The sequence below is a fragment of the Luteimonas qiangzhengi genome (genome assembly GCF_039548515.1).
Lineage (GTDB): Bacteria > Pseudomonadota > Gammaproteobacteria > Xanthomonadales > Xanthomonadaceae > Luteimonas.
The window spans coordinates 156,368-175,212 of record NZ_JBCLVE010000005.1; the positions used below are offsets into that span (position 1 = coordinate 156,368).

15 protein-coding genes are annotated in these 18,845 nt (G+C 66.1%); 6 read left to right on the forward strand and 9 right to left on the reverse strand.

Annotation, left to right across the window (positions count from 1 at the left end; genetic code table 11):
- Positions 1 to 8: 8 nt before the first annotated feature.
- Together WCE59_RS04775 and WCE59_RS04780 are read right to left on the reverse strand one after the other, a co-directional pair.
- Positions 9 to 1,643: a TldD/PmbA family protein gene (locus WCE59_RS04775; protein WP_343257573.1), complete on the reverse strand. Its 1,635-nt coding sequence runs from the start codon at positions 1,641 to 1,643 to the stop codon at positions 9 to 11.
- 165 nt (positions 1,644 to 1,808) lie between these two features.
- Positions 1,809 to 3,443, reverse strand: a complete 1,635-nt coding sequence (locus WCE59_RS04780) for a TldD/PmbA family protein (RefSeq protein ID WP_343257574.1) — start codon at positions 3,441 to 3,443, stop codon at positions 1,809 to 1,811.
- Positions 3,444 to 3,592: 149 nt separating this feature from the next.
- Between WCE59_RS04780 and WCE59_RS04785 the strand changes: the two genes are divergently transcribed.
- Positions 3,593 to 5,953 (forward strand): FdhF/YdeP family oxidoreductase, encoded by a 2,361-nt coding sequence (locus WCE59_RS04785; protein ID WP_343257575.1) that lies wholly within the window; start codon positions 3,593 to 3,595, stop codon positions 5,951 to 5,953.
- On the forward strand, positions 5,946 to 6,182 hold the full coding sequence (locus WCE59_RS04790) for a hypothetical protein (RefSeq protein WP_343257576.1): 237 nt from the start codon (positions 5,946 to 5,948) through the stop codon (positions 6,180 to 6,182). The genes WCE59_RS04785 and WCE59_RS04790 overlap by 8 nt, the downstream gene beginning before the upstream one ends.
- Positions 6,183 to 6,394: 212 nt before the next feature.
- On the opposite strand, the gene fdhE is transcribed toward WCE59_RS04790, so the two are convergent.
- From fdhE to fdnG, 4 genes are read right to left on the reverse strand one after another with little or no spacing between them, the layout of a single operon-like run.
- Positions 6,395 to 7,318, reverse strand: a complete 924-nt coding sequence (fdhE, locus tag WCE59_RS04795; RefSeq protein WP_343257577.1) for a formate dehydrogenase accessory protein FdhE — start codon at positions 7,316 to 7,318, stop codon at positions 6,395 to 6,397.
- Complete coding sequence (locus tag WCE59_RS04800) at positions 7,315 to 8,010, reverse strand: formate dehydrogenase subunit gamma (RefSeq protein ID WP_343257578.1); 696 nt, start codon at positions 8,008 to 8,010, stop codon at positions 7,315 to 7,317. The genes fdhE and WCE59_RS04800 overlap by 4 nt, the downstream gene beginning before the upstream one ends.
- Positions 8,007 to 8,933 (reverse strand): formate dehydrogenase subunit beta, encoded by a 927-nt coding sequence (gene fdxH, locus WCE59_RS04805; protein ID WP_343257683.1) that lies wholly within the window; start codon positions 8,931 to 8,933, stop codon positions 8,007 to 8,009. Before fdxH ends, WCE59_RS04800 begins: the two co-directional genes overlap by 4 nt.
- A 56-nt stretch (positions 8,934 to 8,989) precedes the next feature.
- Positions 8,990 to 12,055: a formate dehydrogenase-N subunit alpha gene (fdnG, locus tag WCE59_RS04810; protein WP_343257579.1), complete on the reverse strand. Its 3,066-nt coding sequence runs from the start codon at positions 12,053 to 12,055 to the stop codon at positions 8,990 to 8,992.
- Positions 12,056 to 12,316: 261 nt separating this feature from the next.
- Here fdnG and WCE59_RS04815 point away from each other — a divergent pair, with 261 nt between their 5' ends.
- On the forward strand, positions 12,317 to 12,919 hold the full coding sequence (locus WCE59_RS04815) for a nitroreductase family protein (RefSeq protein ID WP_343257580.1): 603 nt from the start codon (positions 12,317 to 12,319) through the stop codon (positions 12,917 to 12,919).
- A gap of 12 nt (positions 12,920 to 12,931) precedes the next feature.
- Here WCE59_RS04815 and WCE59_RS04820 read toward each other — a convergent pair whose 3' ends face one another.
- Positions 12,932 to 14,026 carry a GGDEF domain-containing protein gene (locus tag WCE59_RS04820; RefSeq protein ID WP_343257581.1) on the reverse strand — a complete coding sequence of 365 codons (1,095 nt, stop codon included), beginning with the start codon at positions 14,024 to 14,026 and terminating at the stop codon, positions 12,932 to 12,934.
- A 125-nt stretch (positions 14,027 to 14,151) separates the two neighbouring features.
- Here WCE59_RS04820 and WCE59_RS04825 point away from each other — a divergent pair, with 125 nt between their 5' ends.
- Entirely contained in the window at positions 14,152 to 14,700 is a 549-nt protein-coding gene (locus WCE59_RS04825; RefSeq protein WP_343257582.1) for a LemA family protein, read from the forward strand.
- Positions 14,697 to 16,481: a DUF2207 domain-containing protein gene (locus WCE59_RS04830; RefSeq protein WP_343257583.1), complete on the forward strand. Its 1,785-nt coding sequence runs from the start codon at positions 14,697 to 14,699 to the stop codon at positions 16,479 to 16,481. The genes WCE59_RS04825 and WCE59_RS04830 overlap by 4 nt, the downstream gene beginning before the upstream one ends.
- Before the next feature lie 82 nt (positions 16,482 to 16,563).
- Here WCE59_RS04830 and WCE59_RS04835 read toward each other — a convergent pair whose 3' ends face one another.
- Both WCE59_RS04835 and ssb read right to left on the reverse strand, forming a co-directional pair.
- Positions 16,564 to 17,055, reverse strand: a complete 492-nt coding sequence (locus WCE59_RS04835; protein ID WP_343257584.1) for a DUF4019 domain-containing protein — start codon at positions 17,053 to 17,055, stop codon at positions 16,564 to 16,566.
- A 51-nt stretch (positions 17,056 to 17,106) separates the two neighbouring features.
- Positions 17,107 to 17,658 carry a single-stranded DNA-binding protein gene (gene ssb, locus WCE59_RS04840; RefSeq protein ID WP_343257585.1) on the reverse strand — a complete coding sequence of 184 codons (552 nt, stop codon included), beginning with the start codon at positions 17,656 to 17,658 and terminating at the stop codon, positions 17,107 to 17,109.
- A gap of 185 nt (positions 17,659 to 17,843) precedes the next feature.
- On the opposite strand from ssb, the gene WCE59_RS04845 reads away from it, so the two are divergent.
- Positions 17,844 to 18,839, forward strand: a complete 996-nt coding sequence (locus tag WCE59_RS04845) for a polyprenyl synthetase family protein (protein ID WP_343257586.1) — start codon at positions 17,844 to 17,846, stop codon at positions 18,837 to 18,839.
- Positions 18,840 to 18,845: the final 6 nt, after the last annotated feature.

Sequence of the window (18,845 nt, forward strand, 5' to 3'; positions counted from 1 at the left end):
TGGTTCCGTCAGCCGAGCGAGCGGGCGGTATTGATGACGTTGATGCCGTCGAAGCGGGCGGTGGACGAACCGTGCGACACGGCCGAGACCTGCGAAGGCTGGCCCTTGCCGTCGAAGAACGAGCCGCCCAGGCGGTAGTCGCTTTCATCGCAGATCGCACTGCAGGCATTCCAGAATTCCGGGGTACGGATCTGGTAGGCCACGTCCTCGACCATGCCGGTGATTTCGCCGTCCTTGATCTCGTAGAACAGCTGCCCGCCGAACTGCGCGTTGTAACGCTGCTGGTCGATCGAGAACGAGCCGTCGCCGATGATGTAGATGCCGTTCTCGACGTCCTTGATCATGTCTTCGACCGACAGCGGCGCCTTGCCCGGTGCCATCGACACGTTGGGCATGCGCTGGAACTGCACGGTCGACCACGAGTCGGCATAGCAGCAGCCATCCGACGCGTCCTTGCCGAGGATGTGGGCCTGGTCGCGGATGGTCTGGTAGTCGACCAGGATGCCGTCGCGGATCAGGTCCCAGCGCTTGCACTCAACGCCTTCGTCGTCGTACGCCACCGCACCGAGGCTGCCCGGCTGGGTCTTGTCGGCGAACATGGTCACCAGGTCGCTGCCGTAGCGGAAGGCTTCCTCGCGCTTGTCCAAAGTCGCGAAACTGGTGCCGGCGTAGTTGGCTTCGTAGCCGAGCACGCGGTCGAGCTCCAATGGGTGGCCGACCGACTCGTGGATGGTGAGCCAGGTGTGCGAGGGGTCGAGCACCAGGTCGTAGCGGCCCGGTTCGACCGAAGGTGCGGACAGCTTCTCCTGCGCCTGCTTGGCGGCAGCCACCGCATCCTCGACCATGTCGTAGGAGTGGCCGTAGTTGACCACGCCGTTGGGCGAGATGAATTTCTGCGCGGGGTCGGCATCGAAGTATTCGTAGCCCAGGCCCATCGGCGCGGACAGCCCGGACCGGGTGCGGAACTTGCCGCTCGCCTGGTCGATGGCGGTGACCGTCATCGGCGCCCAGATCCGGTGCACGTCCTGATCGATGTAGGAGCCATCGGTGCTGGCGAAGTACTTCTGCTCGTTGACCGCGAACAGGGTGGAATTGACGAAGCTGGCGCCGGCGCCCATGGCCGCGGCGTTGACGCCCAGCAGCAGGTCCACCTTTTCCTTGACCGGCACTTCCATGGCGTTGCGCTGGATCGGGGTGCGCCAGCTCATCTCGCCCACGCCCTGCACCGGCGCCAGCTGTACCGGCTCGGCCTGGATGCGGGCGTTGGCCTTGGCGATCGCGGTGGCCTGGCGCGCGGCGCGGGCCACAGCGTCAGGGCTGATGTCGTTGGTGGCGGCAAAGCCCCAGGCACCGTCAGCGATCACCCGCACGCCGACGCCGGTGGATTCAGCGTTGACCACGTTCTGGACCTTGTCCTCGCGGGTCATCACGAACTGGCGCAGGTAGCGGCCGATGCGCACGTCGCAGTAGCTGGCGCCAGCGCCGGTGGCGGCCTGCAGGGCGGTGTCGGCGAGCCGCTTCTTGATGGCGGGATCGAGGACGGTCATCAGCTCATCGGCGGCAACGGCCTTGCCAAGCCACGATGGCAGGACCAGCCCACCCAGTCCGAGGCCGCTCAGGGCCAGGAAGTCACGTCTGTCCAAGACAGGTCTCCAGTGCTGGATCGTTGCCGCGTGCGGCGGGTGACGATCGGGATGGGTGGTTGCGGATTGACGCCGTGACGGATGGCATCAGGCCGCATCGATTCTTGCGGTCGGCTGGTTGAGCGTCAAATGGCTTTTGGCATGGTGCGCTGCTACCGGAGACGGTCATCCAAGGCTGCGCGCCGTGTTGATCACGTTGATGCCATCAAAGCGTGTGGTCGACGAACCATGTGACACCGCCGACACCTGCGAAGGCTGTCCCTTGCCGTCAAAGAACGAGCCGCCGAGGCGGAAGTCCCGCTCATCGCAGATCGCGCTGCATGCATTCCAGAACTCCGGCGTGCGGATCTGATAGGCCACGTCCTCCAGCATCTCTGCCACTTCGCCGTTGCGGATCCGGTAATACAGCTGGCCACCGAACTGGGAGTTGTAGCGCTGCTGGTCAATCGAGTACGAGCCGCGCCCGTGGATGTAGATACCGTCCTCCACGTCGGCGATCATCTCCGCCACCGTCAGCGGTTCCTTCCCCGGCGCCAGTGACACGTTGGGCATGCGCTGGAACTGCACCGTCGACCACGAATCGGCGTAGCTGCAGCCATCGGATTCGGTCTTGCCCAGAATGTGGGCCTGATCGCGGGTGGCCTGGTAGTCGACCAGCATGCCGTCCTTCACCAGATCCCAGCGCTTGCACTTCACGCCTTCGTCGTCGTAGGCCACGGCGCCCAAGCTGCCAGGCTGGGTCTTGTCGGCGAAGAAATTCACCCGCTCGCTGCCGTATTTCAGGCCTTCGCGCATGCGCTCCAGGGTGGCGAAACTGGTGCCGGCGTAGTTGGCCTCGTAGCCGAGCACGCGGTCCAGCTCCAGCGGGTGGCCCACGTTCTCGTGGATGGTGAGGAACAGGTGGCTCGGGTCGAGCACCAGGTCGTATCGGCCGGGTTCGACCGAAGGCGCGGACAGCTTCTCGCGCGCCTGGCGGGCGGCCGCCACGGCATCTTCGCGCATGTCGTAGGAGGTGCCGTAGGCCACCACCCCACCGGGCAGTTCGATGCGCCCGGCCGGGTCGGCATCCAGGTATTCATAGCCCAGCCCCATCGGCGCCGACAGGCCGTCGCGGGTGCGGAATTTGCCGCTGACCTTGTCCACCGCGGTGACGGTGAACGGCGCCCAGATCCGATGCACGTCCTGGTCGATGTAGGAGCCGTCGGTGCTGGCGAAGTACTTCTGCTCGTTGACCGCAAACATGCGCGAGCTGACGAAGTCGGCGCCGGCGTTGATCGCATCGGCGTTGACGCCCAGCAGCAGTTCGACTTTTTCCTCCACCGGTACTTCCATCGCGTTGCGCGCGATCGGCGTGCGCCAGCTCACCTCACCCACCCCGCTGACGGGCGCAAGCTGCACCGGCTCGGTCTGGATGCCGGCGTTGGCGCGGGCGATCGCGGTGGCCTGGCGGGCGGCCTGCACGACGGCCTGCGGCGTGAGTTCGCTGGTGGCGGCAAAGCCCCAGGCGCCGTTGGCGATCACCCGCACGCCGACGCCGGTGGACTCGGCGTTGACCACGTTCTCGACCCGGTCTTCGCGGGTCATCACAAACTGGCGGAGGTAGCGGCCGATGCGCACGTCGCAGTAGCTGGCGCCACCGCCGGTGGCCGCTTCCAGCGCGGCGTCCGCAAGGCGGCGCTTCAGTCCGGGATCCAACGCCAGCATCAGCTCTTCGGCAGCGATCGCGCGGCCGATGAAGGGCGGCAGCATCAGGGCACCGATGCCAAGCCCGCCCAGGGTCAGGAAATCACGTCGATGCAAGGCCGTCCTCCGTCGTCACAGTGGATCGAGCGTGCACGTTGCCGCGGGACAGCGCATGGGTCAAACGGCATGGAGGTGCGGTCGAATGGACTTGCCCCGGCCCCCGCGGGAAGATGGAAGGCAGGCTTCAAGGTGTTGAATTACCCGCAATGAGCAACAAACCGATCCAGCCGTTCGACGGCCCCGCCGGGGGCTGGCAGTCGCTGCGCAGCGTGGCCGCGCACCTTCGCAAGGAGGAAGTGGCGGTCAAGGGTGCGAAGACGCTGCTGTCGATGAACCAGCCGGACGGCTTTGACTGCCCCGGCTGCGCCTGGCCGGACCGCGACCATACTTCCACCTTCGAGTTCTGCGAGAACGGCGCCAAGGCGGTGGCCGCCGAGTCCACGCGCCACCGCGCCGGGCCGGACCTGTTCGCCAAATACACGGTGGCCGAGCTGTCCGGCTACAGCGACCACTGGCTGGAAGGCCAGGGCCGGCTGACCACGCCGATGCGCTACGACGCCGACAGCGACCGCTATGTGCCAGTGGAATGGGATGACGCCTTCGCACTGATCGCCCGCCATCTCAACGGCCTGGAATCGCCGGACGAGGCACTGTTCTACACCTCCGGGCGCACCAGCAACGAAGCCGCGTTCCTGTACCAGCTGTTCGTGCGCGAGTTCGGCACCAACAACTTCCCCGACTGCTCCAACATGTGCCACGAGCCTTCGGGCGTGGCCCTGGGCGAGCAGATCGGCGTGGGCAAAGGCACGGTGTCGCTGCAGGATTTCGAGCAGGCCGATGCGATTTTCATCTTCGGCCAGAACCCGGGCACCAACCATCCGCGCATGCTGGGCGAGCTGCGCGATGCGGCCAAGCGCGGCGCGGCGATCGTGTCGTTCAACCCGCTGCGCGAGCGCGGGCTGGAGCGATTCGCCGATCCCAAGGACAAGGCGGAGATGCTGCGCGGAGGCTCCACCCGGATTTCCTCGGACTACCTGCAGCTGAAGATCGGCGGCGACCTGGCGGCGCTGAAAGGCATCATCAAGCATGCCCTGGAGCGCGACGCCGAGGCGCTGCGCGAGGGGCGTCCCTCGCTGCTGGACCGGGACTTCATCGCCCAGCACACCAGCGGCTTCGAGGCATTCGCCGCCGATGTGACGGCGGAATCCTGGGACACCATCGTCACCGAGTCCGGGATTGAAGAGGATGCGATCCGGCGCGTGGGTGACACCTACCTCGCGGCCAAGCGCCTGATCTGCTGCTGGGGCATGGGCATCACCCAGCACCTGCACTCGGTGGCGACCATCCAGATGATCTGCAACCTGCTGCTGCTTGGCGGCCATATCGGCCGCACTGGCGCCGGCGCCTGCCCGGTGCGCGGGCACAGCAACGTGCAGGGCGACCGCACCATGATGATCTGGGAGAAGCCGCCACAGGCATTCCTGGATCGGCTGGAGGAAGTGTTCGGCTTCACGCCGCCGCGCGCTCCCGGCCATGACACGATCGGTGCGATCGAAGCCATGCGCGACGGCCGGGCGAAAGTGTTTTTCGCCATGGGCGGCAACTTCGCCGCAGCGACTCCGGACACCGCCGCCACCCACGCGGCGCTGCGCCGCTGCGACCTCACCGTGCACGTGGCCACCAAGCTCAACCGCAGCCACCTGGTGCACGGGCGCGAGGCGCTGATCCTGCCGTGCCTCGGTCGCACCGAAATCGACATGCAGGTCGCCGGCCCGCAGCAGGTGACGGTGGAGGATTCGATGAGCATGGTGCACCTGTCGGGCGGCATCAACGCGCCGGCCGATGCCGGCCTGCTGTCGGAGTCCGCCATCGTCGCGCGCCTGGCCGAGGCCACGCTGGGCGCACGCAGCAAGGTGCACTGGCGCTGGCTGTTGGACGATTACGACCGCATCCGCGACCTGATTGCGCGTGTGTTCGACGACTTCCACGATTTCAACCAGCGCGTGCGCGTGCCGGGGGGCTTCCGCCTCTCCAACGGCGCGCGCGAGCGGCGCTGGAATACCGCCGGTGGGCGGGCCGCGTTCAAGCCACACCCGGTGCCCACCAGCACGCCGGCCCATCGCGCCCGTGCGGGTCGCAAGGCGAGTGGACAGCCCGTGTTCGTACTGAGCACCGTGCGCTCGCACGACCAGTACAACACCACCATCTACGGGCTCGACGACCGCTACCGCGGCGTGCACGGGGAACGGCGGGTGCTGTTCGCCCATGCCGAAGACATCGCCGCGCTGGGCATGAAAGCCGGTGACCGCGTGGATCTGGAAAGCCTGGCCGACGACGGCGTGCAGCGCATGGCCAGACACTTCCTGCTGGTCGCCTATGACATCCCGCGCGGCTGCCTGGCAGCCTATTACCCGGAAACCAACGCGCTGGTGCCGCTGTCCAGCTTCGCCGAGCGCGCCCGCACGCCCACCTCCAAATCAATTCCGGTGCTGGTGCATCCGCATCGCCCTGACCCCCACACCAAGGGCCCGAGCCAGCGTGACATCCCCGCAGCTGTCATTGCCTGAAACTGTACTGGCCGAACTGGCCCGGCACCCGGAAGGCATCGCCCTGCCACGCCTGCGCAAACGTCTGGACGTGCGCATGAGCCTGCTCATGCGCACGCTGGCCTGGCTGGGGGAAGACAGCATCGGCGGCGTCGAAGCCGCCGGCCTGGTGCGGATCGAAACCCGCAACGGCACCGAGATCGCCGTACTCACCGACCGCAACTTCGCCGCAGCCAGCCCACTCCCGTAGGAGCGCGCCACGCGCGCGAAGCCGCGTGAATCCAGTTCCAAGTCGATCACCGCGAACTCAAGAGCCCGTTGGTCGCCGGGCCGGCGGCGTGGCTCCGTCGACCAACGTCGTGACCGATTTACCAGGACCACAACGCTGTTCACGCGGCTTCGCGCGCGTGGCGCGCTCCTACAGGGGTGACCGGCACCGAAGGCCGGTCAGTAACCCACCAGTCAGTAACCCACCAGATACGGGTTGAAGCCGCCGCGGGTGAATTCGGTGTCCTTCATCAGCACGTCCAGGCCCAGACTGCCGACGTCATCGGCCACCGGGTCCAGGCTGGCGTTCTTCACCTGGTAGAGGATCTTCACCCAGCGGTTGCACTCCCGGCAGGTCTCCGCCTTGACCGTGGCATCGGTCGTTTCCACCGAACGGTAGCGGACGTCCTTGTTGGATCCGCAGCACAGGCATTTGACCCGCACCTCGTTCCACTGCGTGGCGCAGCCGGCGCAGGTGGCGTAGCGGATGCTTTCGATCCCCTGCGCTCCCATCACCGATGAGGTCACCGGCCGGCCGCCGCAGGCGGGGCAGATCCCCGTGCTGACGGGCACCAACGCATCCACATCCAGCGTGGCCGCCAGCCGGGCCAGGTGCACCTGCACCGCAGCCGCCGCAAACAGATGCGGCGCGGTGGCATCGTCTGGAATATCGTCGCCCAGCACGTTGGACAGCAGCCACAGCCGCTGCTCCACATCGGCACCGCGCACCGCCTCCAACGCCTGCCGCGCCTCGTCCGGCATCTCCAGTCCAACAGCTTCTTCAGCCAGGGCCTGGAGCACCGCATCCAGCGCTGGGTCGGCAGCCAGCTTTTCCCGGTCGATCGGCGGCATCGCGCCATCGGCGGCCTTGGCCAGCCGTTCCGCAGCCAGCGGCTCGACCGGTGGCAGGGTCACCGCCAACCTTGCCTGGAGCCGGGAAAGTTCCGCCAGGAACTCCAGGTACGGCGCCAGCTCGTTGCTTTCGGCAAGGAATGCGAACCGCTTGGCGCGGGTCTGGAACAGCTTCACCGGCTGGGGCAGAAACGCCAGCGGCGGCGTGGGTACGCCGCCGATCATGGACGGATCCGGCTTCAGCGCTTCTTCCGCTTCGTCGTTCACAGGCGCTCCGAACCGTCGGCCTTGCGCCCACCGGCCAGTTCCCGCAGCCACTTGCGATGGTGACGGAAGGCCCAGCCCCCGGTCACCGTGCCGCGGGTCATGGCGCGGATGGTGCCGCGGGTCCAGATGGCCGCATACACGTGAGCAATAAACACCAGCACCGAAAGAACGGCCGCCACCGCGTGCACCGCTACCGCCACCCGGCGTACCGGGATCGAGAACAGGTGCGCGGTGTACTGCTCCCAGATCATGACGCCGGTGATCACCATGGTCAGGATCAGGAAGGCCATGGCCCAGAACACCAGCTTCTGGCCGGCGTTGTACTTGCCCACTTCGGGCAGGGCCGCTTCATTGGCCTTGAGTACATCGCCGATCTTCCGGCTCCACTCGGCGTCTTCCGAACGTGGCATGTTGAGCCGCCACATCTGCACGAACAGCCCCAGGAAGCTCAGCGTCAGCACCACGCCCACGATGGGATGCAGCCAGCGCGTGGTCTGCCCACCTCCGAACAGGTTGGTCAGCCCGTACAGCGAGTGGTGGAAGAACGCGAAGCCCGACAGCAGCAGCACGATCATGCACACCGCGGTCAGCCAGTGGTTGGCCCGGGTGAAGCCGCGGTAGCGATTGACCACGACGGGACGACGGGATTCGATCCTGTCGCCGGGCGCGGAATAAACGCGTTCGTCACTCATGGTGCCCGCCTCCCATCGTCGTCATGGCTGTCAACCAGCTGCTGTGCCTGCTCCTCTTCCTCGGCGCTGACCTTGTTGGCACGCGACACCAGGCCGTGCAGCGCGGCGCCAGCCAGGGCCACGCCCGCCGCCACCAGCCCCACTTCCTTGGCCGGGCCCTTCCAGCCTGCCACCACCGGGGAGATCCTGGGATCATCCGGCAGGCCTGCATAGATCGACGGCTTGTCGGCGTGGTGCAGCACGTACATCACGTGGGTACCACCCACGCCCTGCGGGTCGTACAGACCGGCGTTCTCGAAACCGCGCGACTTGAGATCGGCCACGCGTTCCTGGGCGAAGGCCACCTGCTCGTCCTTGGGGCCGAAGGTGATGCACTCGGTCGGACAGGCCTTGGCACAGGCCGGCCCCTGCCCCACCGCAACGCGATCGGAGCACAGCGTGCACTTGGTCGACACCTGCGCGGTCTTGTGGATGCGCGGGATATCGAACGGGCAGCCGGCCACGCAGTAGCCGCAACCGATGCAGTTCTCGGAGACGAAATCGACGATGCCGTTGGAGTACTGCACGATCGCCCCCGGGGCCGGGCAGGCCTTCAGGCAGCCCGGATCCTCGCAGTGCATGCAGCCGTCCTTGCGGATCAGCCACTCCAGATTGCCGGTATCGGGGTTCTCGTACTCGCTGAAGCGCATCAGCGTGAACATCTCCGGCGTGAGGTCGTGCGGGTTGTCGTAGACACCCACGTTTTCCTCGATCTCCGGCTCCAGGTCGTTCCACTCGATGCATGCCGACTGACAGGCCTTGCAGCCAATGCAGCGGGATACGTCGATCAGCTTGGCCACCTTGGTCAGCTGCCGCTCCGGCGCGGGCAGGTCGGCCGTGGCCGACGACCGCACCAGATCGCTGGGCAGCAGGTTGGACGCCATCGGCTGGACCGGTGGATTGGCCGCCGCCGTCACCGGCTGGGGGGCGCGTTGGTCACTCATGCCGGCACCTCCTGGTCTGCGGCCCGCTCAATGTTCACCAGGTACGCCTTGAACTCCGGGGTCTCAATGTTGGCATCGCCAACGAACGGGCCCAGCGAATTGGAGCCGAAGCCCTTGCGCGCCGCGCCCTTGAAGCCCCAGTGGATCGGGATACCGACGATGTGCACCGGTTTGCCGTCACACACCAGCGGCTGGATCCGCTTGGTCACCACCGCCTTGGCCCAGATCTGGCCGCGCGAGGACCACACCCGGACCCGGTCACCCTTGGTGATCCCGCGTTCGGCCGCCAGCTGCTCGCTGATCTCGACGAAGAACTCGGGCTGGGTCACCGCGTTGGTGCGGTTGTGCTTGGTCCAGTAGTGGAAATGCTCGGTCAGGCGGTACGACGTGGCCACGAAGGGGAACGCGTCGCTTGAGCCGAGGCCTGCCAGATCTTCCGGGAAAATCCGGGCGACCGGGTTGCCGCGCATCCTGCGGTTGAACGGGTTCTCCACCGGGCTTTCGAACGGTTCCATATGGGTCGGGAACGGCCCGTCACGCATCAGCCTGCGGCTGAACAAGCGACTGCTGCCTTCCGGATTCATGATGAACGGACCCACGTCGTGCGGATGGGCCGTCACGCCGATGTCGGGCACATCCGGCCCCACCCAGCGCTCGCCATTCCACTCCAGGATCACCCGCTCCGGATCCCACGGCCGGCCGTCCAGGTCGCAGGAGGCGCGGTTGTACAGGGTCCGGCGGTTGGCCGGCCAGGCGAACGACCAGTTGGCGTGCACGCCCATGCCGCTGGGATCGCTGTTGTCGCGGCGGGCCATCATGTTGCCGTCCTCGGTCCAGCTGCCGGTGTAGACCCAGCAGGCCGCGGCGGTCGTGCCGTCATCGCGCAGCTCGCCGAAGCTCGACAGCTGATCGCCACTGCGGCGGCCACCGTCCAGGTCCACCAGCGCCTTGCCGTTGAGCTCCCGGGCCAGTTCGGCCGCGGTCGGATGCAACGGATCAGCGTAGTCCCAGGTGAGGTTGAGGATCGGCTCGGGCACCTTGCCGCCCTCTTCCTCATACAGCTTGCGCACCCGCTGGAAGATGTTGGCCATGATCCAGTTGTCGGTCTGCGCCTTGCCCGGCGGGCTTGCGCCCGGCCAGTGCCACTGCAGCCAGCGGCCCGAGCTCACCGTGGCACCTTCGTCCTCGGCGAAACACGTGGTCGGCAGCTCCAGCACTTCGGTCTGGATGGACGCTGTATCGACATCGTTGTAGATGCCGTGGTTTTCCCAGAACGCAGCGGTTTCCGTTTCCAGCGGATCCATCACCACCAGCAGCTTGAGCTTGGAGAAAGCCTCGGTCATCTTGCCGCGGTTGGGGAACGCGAGGATCGGGTTGAAGCCCTGGCAGAAGTAGACGTTGACTTCGTCGTTCTTGAGCATGTCGAACATCTTCATCGCGTCGTACTGCGCGATGTCGAGCTTCGGCAGCCAGTCATAGCCCCAGCCGTTCTCGGCCGTGGCCGCATCGCCCCACATCGACTTCATGAAACTGACGAAGAACTTGCTGTAGTTCTGCCAGTAGCTGATCTGGTTGGGACGCAGCGGCTTGTTGCCGCGACTGGAGATGTAGGTTTCGAAGTCCGGCTCGGTCTCGGTCGGGATCGCCAGGTAACCCGGGATCAGGTTCGACATCAGACCGACGTCGGTCAGACCCTGGATGTTGGAGTGCCCACGCAGCGCGTTCATGCCGCCGCCCGGAACGCCGATATTGCCCAGCAGCAGCTGCAGCATGGCCATGCCGCGGATGTTCTGCGCGCCCTTGGAATGCTGGGTCCAGCCGAGCGCGTACATCGACGTCATCGTCTTCGTCGGGGAAGACGTTTCGCCGATCATTTCGCAGATCGTCAGGAACTTTTCCTTCGGCGTACCGCAGAGGTTTTCCACGAACTCCGGCGTGTACACGTCAACGTGCTGGCGCAGCAGGTTCCACACGCAGCGCGGGTCGTCGAGCGACGGATCGGTCAGCACATAGCCGTCGTCACCGATCTGGTACTCCCAGCTTTCCTGGTCGTAGCGTCGGTTTTCTTCGTCGTAGCCAGTGAACAGGCCTTCGTGCCAGCCGAAATCCTCCCGCACGAGGTAGGACGCGTTGGTGTAGTTGTTGACGTAATCCCACTGGATCTTGTCGTTTTCCATGCACCAGCGGATCACGCCCATCAGGAAGGCGATATCCGAACCCGGCCGGATCGGGGCGTAATAGTCGGCCACCGACGCGGAACGGTTGAAGCGGGGATCGACCACGATGAGCTTGGCGCCACGACGGCGCTTGGCTTCGGTCACCCACTTGAACCCGCAGGGATGTGCTTCGGCGGCGTTGCCGCCCATGATGATGACGAGGTCTGCGTTACCAATATCCGTCCAGGAATTGGTCATCGCACCACGGCCAAACGTCGGGCCCAGACTGGACACCGTGGGGCCGTGTCAAACCCTTGCTTGGTTGTCGAACCCGACGATACCCATCGAGCGGACAGCCTTGTAGGTCAGCCACGCTGTTTCATTGGTGGTTGCGGACGCGGCCAGAAAGCCGGTGGTCGTCCAGCGGTTCACCGTCACACCGTCCTCGTTGCGCTCGATGAGGTTGGCGTCGCGGTCGTCCTTGACGGTACGGGCGATCTTGTCGAGCGCCTCGTCCCAGGAAATCTCCTCGAACCGGTCCGAACCCGGGCGGCGGATGCGCGGGTGGGTCAGGCGGCTTTCCGACTTCACGTAGGACTTGAGCGCCGCGCCCTTCGGGCACAGGGTGCCGCGGTTGACCGGATGGTCGGCGTCGCCCTCGATATGGATCAGGTCGGCATGCTCGCCGGCGTTCAGATCGCCATTCGAGTACATGATGACTCCGCACGCCACCGAACAGTAGGTGCAGATATTGCGGGTTTCGGTCATGGTGGCCAGCTTGAACTCGCGCACATGGGCTGTAGTAGCGGCTTCCGCCGCCCCAAACCCCATGGCACCGAGCGTACTGGCCGCCGCCCCGGCGCCGGCGAGCTTCAGGAAGCCGCGGCGGGACAGTTCGACTGTCATTTCTTCTTTCTCCTGACACCTGTCGACGGATGGGTGCATCTGGCCATGGTCTACCGCGGGTATGGGGGAGTCAAGGAAGGCCGGCGGGTATGACAGATGCGTGAAAAGCGGACCTTCCGAAGGGACACAAACAGCACGCAATCGCTACGACAAGAACCTTTGTTCCAGAAATGAACGCAAACAGACAGCTCGTGGAAACTAGAATTGGGGCCTGAATTTCCTGTTCCCGTCCCCTATTCACTCCCATAAGGACCCGTTTCCATGACCAGCAACCGCTTCCTCGACGTCGCCCGCAAGCGCCGCAGCCAGTACGCCCTGGGCAACGACCTCCCGATCAGCCAGGACCAGGTGACCAGCCTGATTCAGGAAGCCATGCGCCAGGCGCCCTCTTCGTTTAACTCGCAGAGCTCGCGCGCCCTGATTCTGCACGGTGCGCAGAGCGTCAAATTCTGGGAGATCGTGAAGGACGAACTGCGCAAGATCGTTCCGGCCGACGCCTTCCCGACCACCGAGCAGAAGATCGACGGCTTTGCCGCTGGCGCCGGCACCGTGCTGTTCTACGAGGACAAGGCACCGGTGCAGGCGCTGCAGGAGCAGTTTCCCCTGTATGCCGACAACTTCCCGGTCTGGTCCGAGCACAGCACCGGTATTGCCCAGTACGCGGTGTGGATGACGCTGGCCGAAGCCGGCATCGGCGCCAGCCTGCAGCACTACAACCCGCTGCCCGACCAGGCGGTTGCCGCTGAATGGGACATCCCGGACAGCTGGGTGCTGCGCGCGCAGATGCCGTTTGGCAGCCACGCCAGCGAGATCGGCGACAAGACCTTTATCGACGACGCCGAGCGCTTCCTCGTCGCCGGCTGATCCGGCCGCCCCTCAACCGGCGTCGAGGCGCCGGCTGGGAATCGCCGCGGCGGCTGCAACCACCACCCGGTTGCGCCCGCCGCGCTTGGCCTCGTAAAGCGCGGCGTCCGCCTGCTCCAGGGCCCGTTCGGGAGGGACTCCCCGAACTCCCGAGCCAACCCCGATACTTATTGTCACCGGCATGCCCAGGGACAGGTCGGCGACCGCCTGACGCAGCTGCTCGCATTCCACCTGCGCCCCGGCTGCATCCATTCCCGGAAACAGCATCACGAATTCCTCGCCGCCATAGCGCGCCACCCGCCCGCGTGCGGCATGGCGCGTACGCAACACGGCCGCAACCTCGCGCAGCACCCGGTCGCCCTCGGCGTGGCCGTACTCATCATTGATGGTCTTGAACCTGTCGATATCGCAGATCGCCACCGCATAGGGCTGGCCGCTCGCGCCGATCTCCTCCAGCGTCTGTGAGAAGGCCCGGCGGTTGTCCAGCCCGGTCAGCGGATCGGTGCGACTCATCTCCGTCAGGTCGGCGTTCTGTTTCACCAGCTCATCCTGATGCAGGCGCAGCTGTTCCTCGTACCACTCGCGTTCCTGCAGGTGATGCTGGAGTTCGGTGGACAGGCGGCGCAGCTCGATCAGGTTTGACGCCTGGCGCGACAGCGCCTCAAGCGCCTTCAGCTGTTCGGGATCCAGCTGGCGGGGCTTCTGATCCATGACACAGAAACTGCCCAGTGGAAGACCCTCCGGGTTGAGCAGCGGGGCGCCTGCATAGAAGCGGATCCCGGCTTCACCGGTCACCAGTGGGCTGGTCTGGAAGCGGGGATCGAGCAGCGCATCCTCAACCACCATCGTTTCCGCCGGATTGAGGATCGCATGTGCGCAGAACGAGATGTCCCGCGCTGTTTCCTGCACCCCGATGCCGATCCGCGCCTTGAGCCATTGCCGCTCCGCATCCACCAGACTGACCATCGCCATGGGGACCTGGCAGATCGCGGCGGCGATCCCGATCAGGTCGTTGAATGCCTCGTCCGTGACGCTGTCGAGCTGTCCGGTCCCCCTGAGGGCGACCAGTCGCTCGGCTTCGTTTTCAGGAAGTGGAGGGCAGTGCATGCTGGGCTCCCGCGAAAAGCACCATGATCCCGTCCGCTGCCGCGCAAGACAACCGTGGCGAGTGGTTGGCAAGCCCCGCCTGACGGGCTCACCATGATGCTGCGCCACAAATGGAGATGGGTCGGATGATCGCAATGGCGGTGTTGCTGGGAGGCGTGCTGGTCTGGGCGGTGTTTCTGTACAACCGGCTGGTACGGCTGCGCAACCAGGTCCGGACCGCCTGGGCGGACATCGACGTGCAGCTGATCCGGCGTCACGACCTGGTACCGCAGCTGGTGTCGGCGGTGCGCGCCTATGCCGGCCATGAAGCCGCAGTGCTCGAAGCGGTGACCGCGCTGCGGGCACAGGCCATGCAGCAACAGGCACCGCAGGCACTGGGCGAGGTGGAATCCGAGCTGGAGCAGGCCATCGGCAGGCTGTTTGCAGTCGGGGAGGCCTACCCGGATCTCAAGGCGAGTGAAAACTTTGCCCGTCTGCAGGAGGACCTGGTGGCGGTGGAGGAGCATCTGCAGTACGCACGCCGCTTCTACAACGGCGCGGTACGCGACTACAACAATGCCACCCAGCGGATCCCGGATGTGGCCATTGCCCGGGGGTTTGGCTTCAACGGGGCGGAGTTCTTCCAGGCCGGCAGCGATGCGCGCACCGCCCCCCGGGTGGAACTGAAGTCATGATCCGCCTGCTGGCTCTGCTGCTGACGCTTGCGTGGAGCGTTCCGGCACTGGCCCAGGATCGCTCGGGCGAACGCATCCTGCGCTACGACGTGGACATCGCCATCCAGGCCGACGGCGGCCTGGAGATCATCGAAACCATTGCGGTCCGCGCCGAAGGCAACCGCATCCGCCGCGGCATCACCCGCGAGTTCCCCACCCGCTACCGGGATCGCGACGGCGACCGGGTGGTGGTGGATTTCCAAGTATTGAACGTACAGCGCAACGGCCAGCCCGAACCCTGGTTCACCGAGCGGATCGGCAACGGCGTACGCATCAATACCGGTAACGATGATTTCCTGGCGGTCCCGGGCATCCACATCTTCATCCTGCGCTACCGGACCAATCGCCAACTGGGCTTCTTTGACGCCCACGACGAGCTTTACTTCAACGCGCTCGGCCACGGCTCGGTCCTGCCCGTGGCAAGCGGCAACGTAACGGTGCGCCTGCCCGCCCCTGTGCCGGTTGCCGACATGCAGATCGATGGATTCACCGGTGCCATGGGTCAGCGCGGCAAAGCATTCAGCGCCAGTGCGCCCACAGCGGGAATCGCCCACTGGAAGCTGGCCGCACCGCTGGCGCCGGGGGAAGGCTTGACCGTCGTCCTCGGTTTTCCCAAGGGCATCGTGGCCGAGCCCGGCTGGTTGCAGCGGGTGGTGTGGCGGCTGAAAGACAATCGTGCCGGCATCGTGGCCCTGATCGGATTCGGCCTGCTGCTGGTTTACTGTCTGCGTCGGTGGCGTCTGGTCGGACGCGACCCGCGGCCCGGCACCATCATCGTGCGCTACGAACCGCCGGCTGACTATTCACCGGCCGAGCTGCGCTTCATGCAGCGCAGGCGCTACGACAGCACCGCCTTCAGCTCCGATCTGCTGTTTGCCGCGGTGAACGGTGCAGTGACGATCCATCGCGAGGCACGGAAATTGCGTGCGGATCGCTGGACCGTGCAGCCCGAAGACCCCGGACAGTCCACGCTGCACCCTGACGCGCCCCCGGCCCACCTGATCAAACATCTGCTGCGATCAGGCGGGAAGAATCTTGAACTGCACCAGAAGAATGCCACCCGGATCCGGATAGCCAGGACGGAACATGCCAGGCAACTCCGCAGTCGGATCATTCCCAGCCACTACCGCGCCAATCACGGCAGCGTGGGCATTGCCATCCTGATCGCGGTCGCCACCTGCATCTGCACGTTCGTGGCGATCGCGCTGGCCGGAGGAGGCTGGGTGCTGGCGCTCCCGCTGCTGCTGGCAACGCTGGTGACCACCGTCGTGTTTGGCCTGGTGATCGGCGCGCCCACCCCGGCCGGGCGGCAGCTGCTGGACGAAATCGAGGGTTTCAGGCGATATCTCAGCGTCGCCGAGCGGCAGGACCTGCAGCGGCTGCAGGGCCCAGGGGAGCGCGAACCCCAGCTGGATGCCGAGCGCTTCGAACGGCTGCTGCCCTATGCCGTGGCGCTGGAAGTGGAAGAAGCCTGGACCGACAGATTCACCGCAGCTGCGGGCGCGGCGGCAGCCGCTGCCGCCACTTCATCGATTGCCTGGTACTCGGCCAGCGGTCGTGGTGCGGGCACCGGGGGCATCGGCGGGATGACCCGTGCCCTGTCGCAGGGCCTGAGTTCGCAGATCGCCTCCTCCTCAACCCCGCCCGGCACGTCATCCGGCCGCAGCGGCGGCGGTGGCGGTGGTGGGGGCGGTGGTTTTTCCGGCGGCGGCGGCGGAGGTGGGGGCGTGGGAGGTCGCTGACCAGGACGCGCCCACAGGATCCTGAAACAACAACGGGATCCCGAAGGATCCCGCTGTGGGTGTTGCGGAACGACTGTCCGGATCAGCGCAGGCTGTATCCCGACACGCGCCAGATCTGGTCTTCATCCAGCCGGAAAGAGACCAGCTCACGCACCGGTTCGGCGCTGTTGGCAAACCGGGTGGGGAACGCAATGTTGATGTACAGGCCGGCGGGCACTTCGCCGCCGTCCTGGAACTGGGTACGGGTGACCACCGCCGGGCCGCGCTCGGTGGGAGCGCCCAGCTGTGCGCGGTCGTTGCCCACCTGCTGGACGAAGCTTTCCCGCGGCAGGATCTGCTTGACCACGTTGGTGGACAGGTCCCACACCTCGCCCATCCGGTTGCTGTCGATCAGCTGCACGACCTGCTGCGCAGCATTGGTCATTTCGGCGTCCTGGCGGACCAGCTGGGCCTGCTGTTCCTCAGTGAGTTGCATCTGCTCCTGCGGCTGGGGCTGGGCCGCCGGCTGCTGGGCGGACACCGCACCCACGGCCGCGGAGAGAGCGATTGCGAGCGCGATCGACTTGAACTTCATCCCGGATACCCCTGCATGTGTGTTGAAGAAGGGCGTCAGTGTATCCCGGGTTTAAAACGGGATGTCGTCGTCGGAAAAGTCCTCGGCCGGCGGACGCTGCTGCTGTTGCGACGGCTCGGGGCGACGCTGCTGCTCCTGACGCTGCGGCCTGCCGCCACCGCCGCCGCTACGCTCATAACCGCCACCACCGCCACCGCCACCGCCGCCGCTACGCTCATAACCGCCACCACCGCCACCGCCGCCACCGCCGCCACCGCCGCCGCCTTCACCACGGCCGCCGAGCATCTGCATCTCGTTGGCGACGATCTCGGTGAAGTACTTCTCCACCCCGTCCTGGCCGGTGTACTTGTCATAGCGGATCTCGCCCTCGACGTAGACCTGTGAGCCCTTGCGCAGGTACTCCGCAACGATCTCGCCGAGCTTGCCGAAGAAGGTCACCCGGTGCCACTGGGTGTTTTCCTGGTTGTTGCCGTCGCGATCCTTGCGCATGCTGGTGGTCGCCAGGCTGATCTTGGTGATCGCCATGCCACCCTGGGTGTACTTGGTTTCCGGATCGTTACCGAGGTTGCCGACCAGGATCGCTTTATTGATGCCACGGGCCATGAATTATTTCCTTGCAGAGGTGGCCGGCGCAGGGCGCGGCCGATGGGTTCGGGGACCATTGAAGTATACCGGCGCCACGCCCGCCACCCCCAGCCGGCCCGTCGCCGGGTCAGGGTCCGCCGCGCCGGCGCGTGGGGCAACTCCTGGGCCCGTATAATCCCCGCTCCCCCAGATCCTGCATACCCATGGCCCAGGCAAATACCGCACCCGTCCCCGACCTTGCCGCCATCCAGGCATTCGCCGCCGCCGACATGGCCGGCATCGATGACCTGATCCGGCGTCGCCTGGCTTCCGACGTAGTGCTGATCAACCAGGTGGCCGAGCACATCATCTCCGCCGGCGGCAAGCGCCTGCGGCCGATGCTGGTGGCCCTGGCCGGGCGTGCCTGTGGTGGCGAAGGCGCCGAGCACCACCAGCTGGCGGCGATTATCGAATTCATCCACACCTCCACCCTGCTGCACGACGACGTGATCGACGAGTCGGACCTGCGGCGCGGGCGCAGCACCGCCAATGCGATCTGGGGCAACGCCGCCAGCGTGCTGGTGGGCGACTTCCTGTATTCGCGCAGCTTCCAGCTGATGGTGGAATTGGACCGCATGGAAGTGATGCAGATCCTGGCCGATGCTACCAACCGCATTGCCGAGGGCGAAGTGCTGCAGCTGCTGCACGTGCGCAACCCGGATGTGGACGAGGCGGCCTACCTGCAGGTGATCGAGCGCAAGACCGCGGTGCTGTTTGCCGCCGGAACGCGTCTGGGCGCGCTGGCCTCGGGCGGCGACGCAGCGCTGCAGCAGCGCCTGCACGATTACGGCCTGCAGCTGGGGTATGCCTTCCAGATTGCCGACGACATGCTCGACTACTCCGCCGAAGGCGAGGCGTTGGGCAAGAACCTGGGCGACGACCTGGCCGAGGGCAAGGCCACCCTGCCGCTGATCCACGCCATCGCCCACTCCGACGCGCCGGTGCGCGATCGCCTGCGGGCGATCGTGGAAGCCGGCGATTCCAGCGCCATGGACGAGGTGCTGGCCGCGATCCATGCCTGCGGCAGCCTGGAATACAGCCACCGCCGCGCGGTGGAATACGCCGAAGCGGCCGAAGCCGCGCTCGACGGCCTGCCAGACAGCGACGCCGTCGCCGCCCTGCGCGGCCTGGCCCGGTACGCGGTCGAACGCGGATATTGAGGTCGT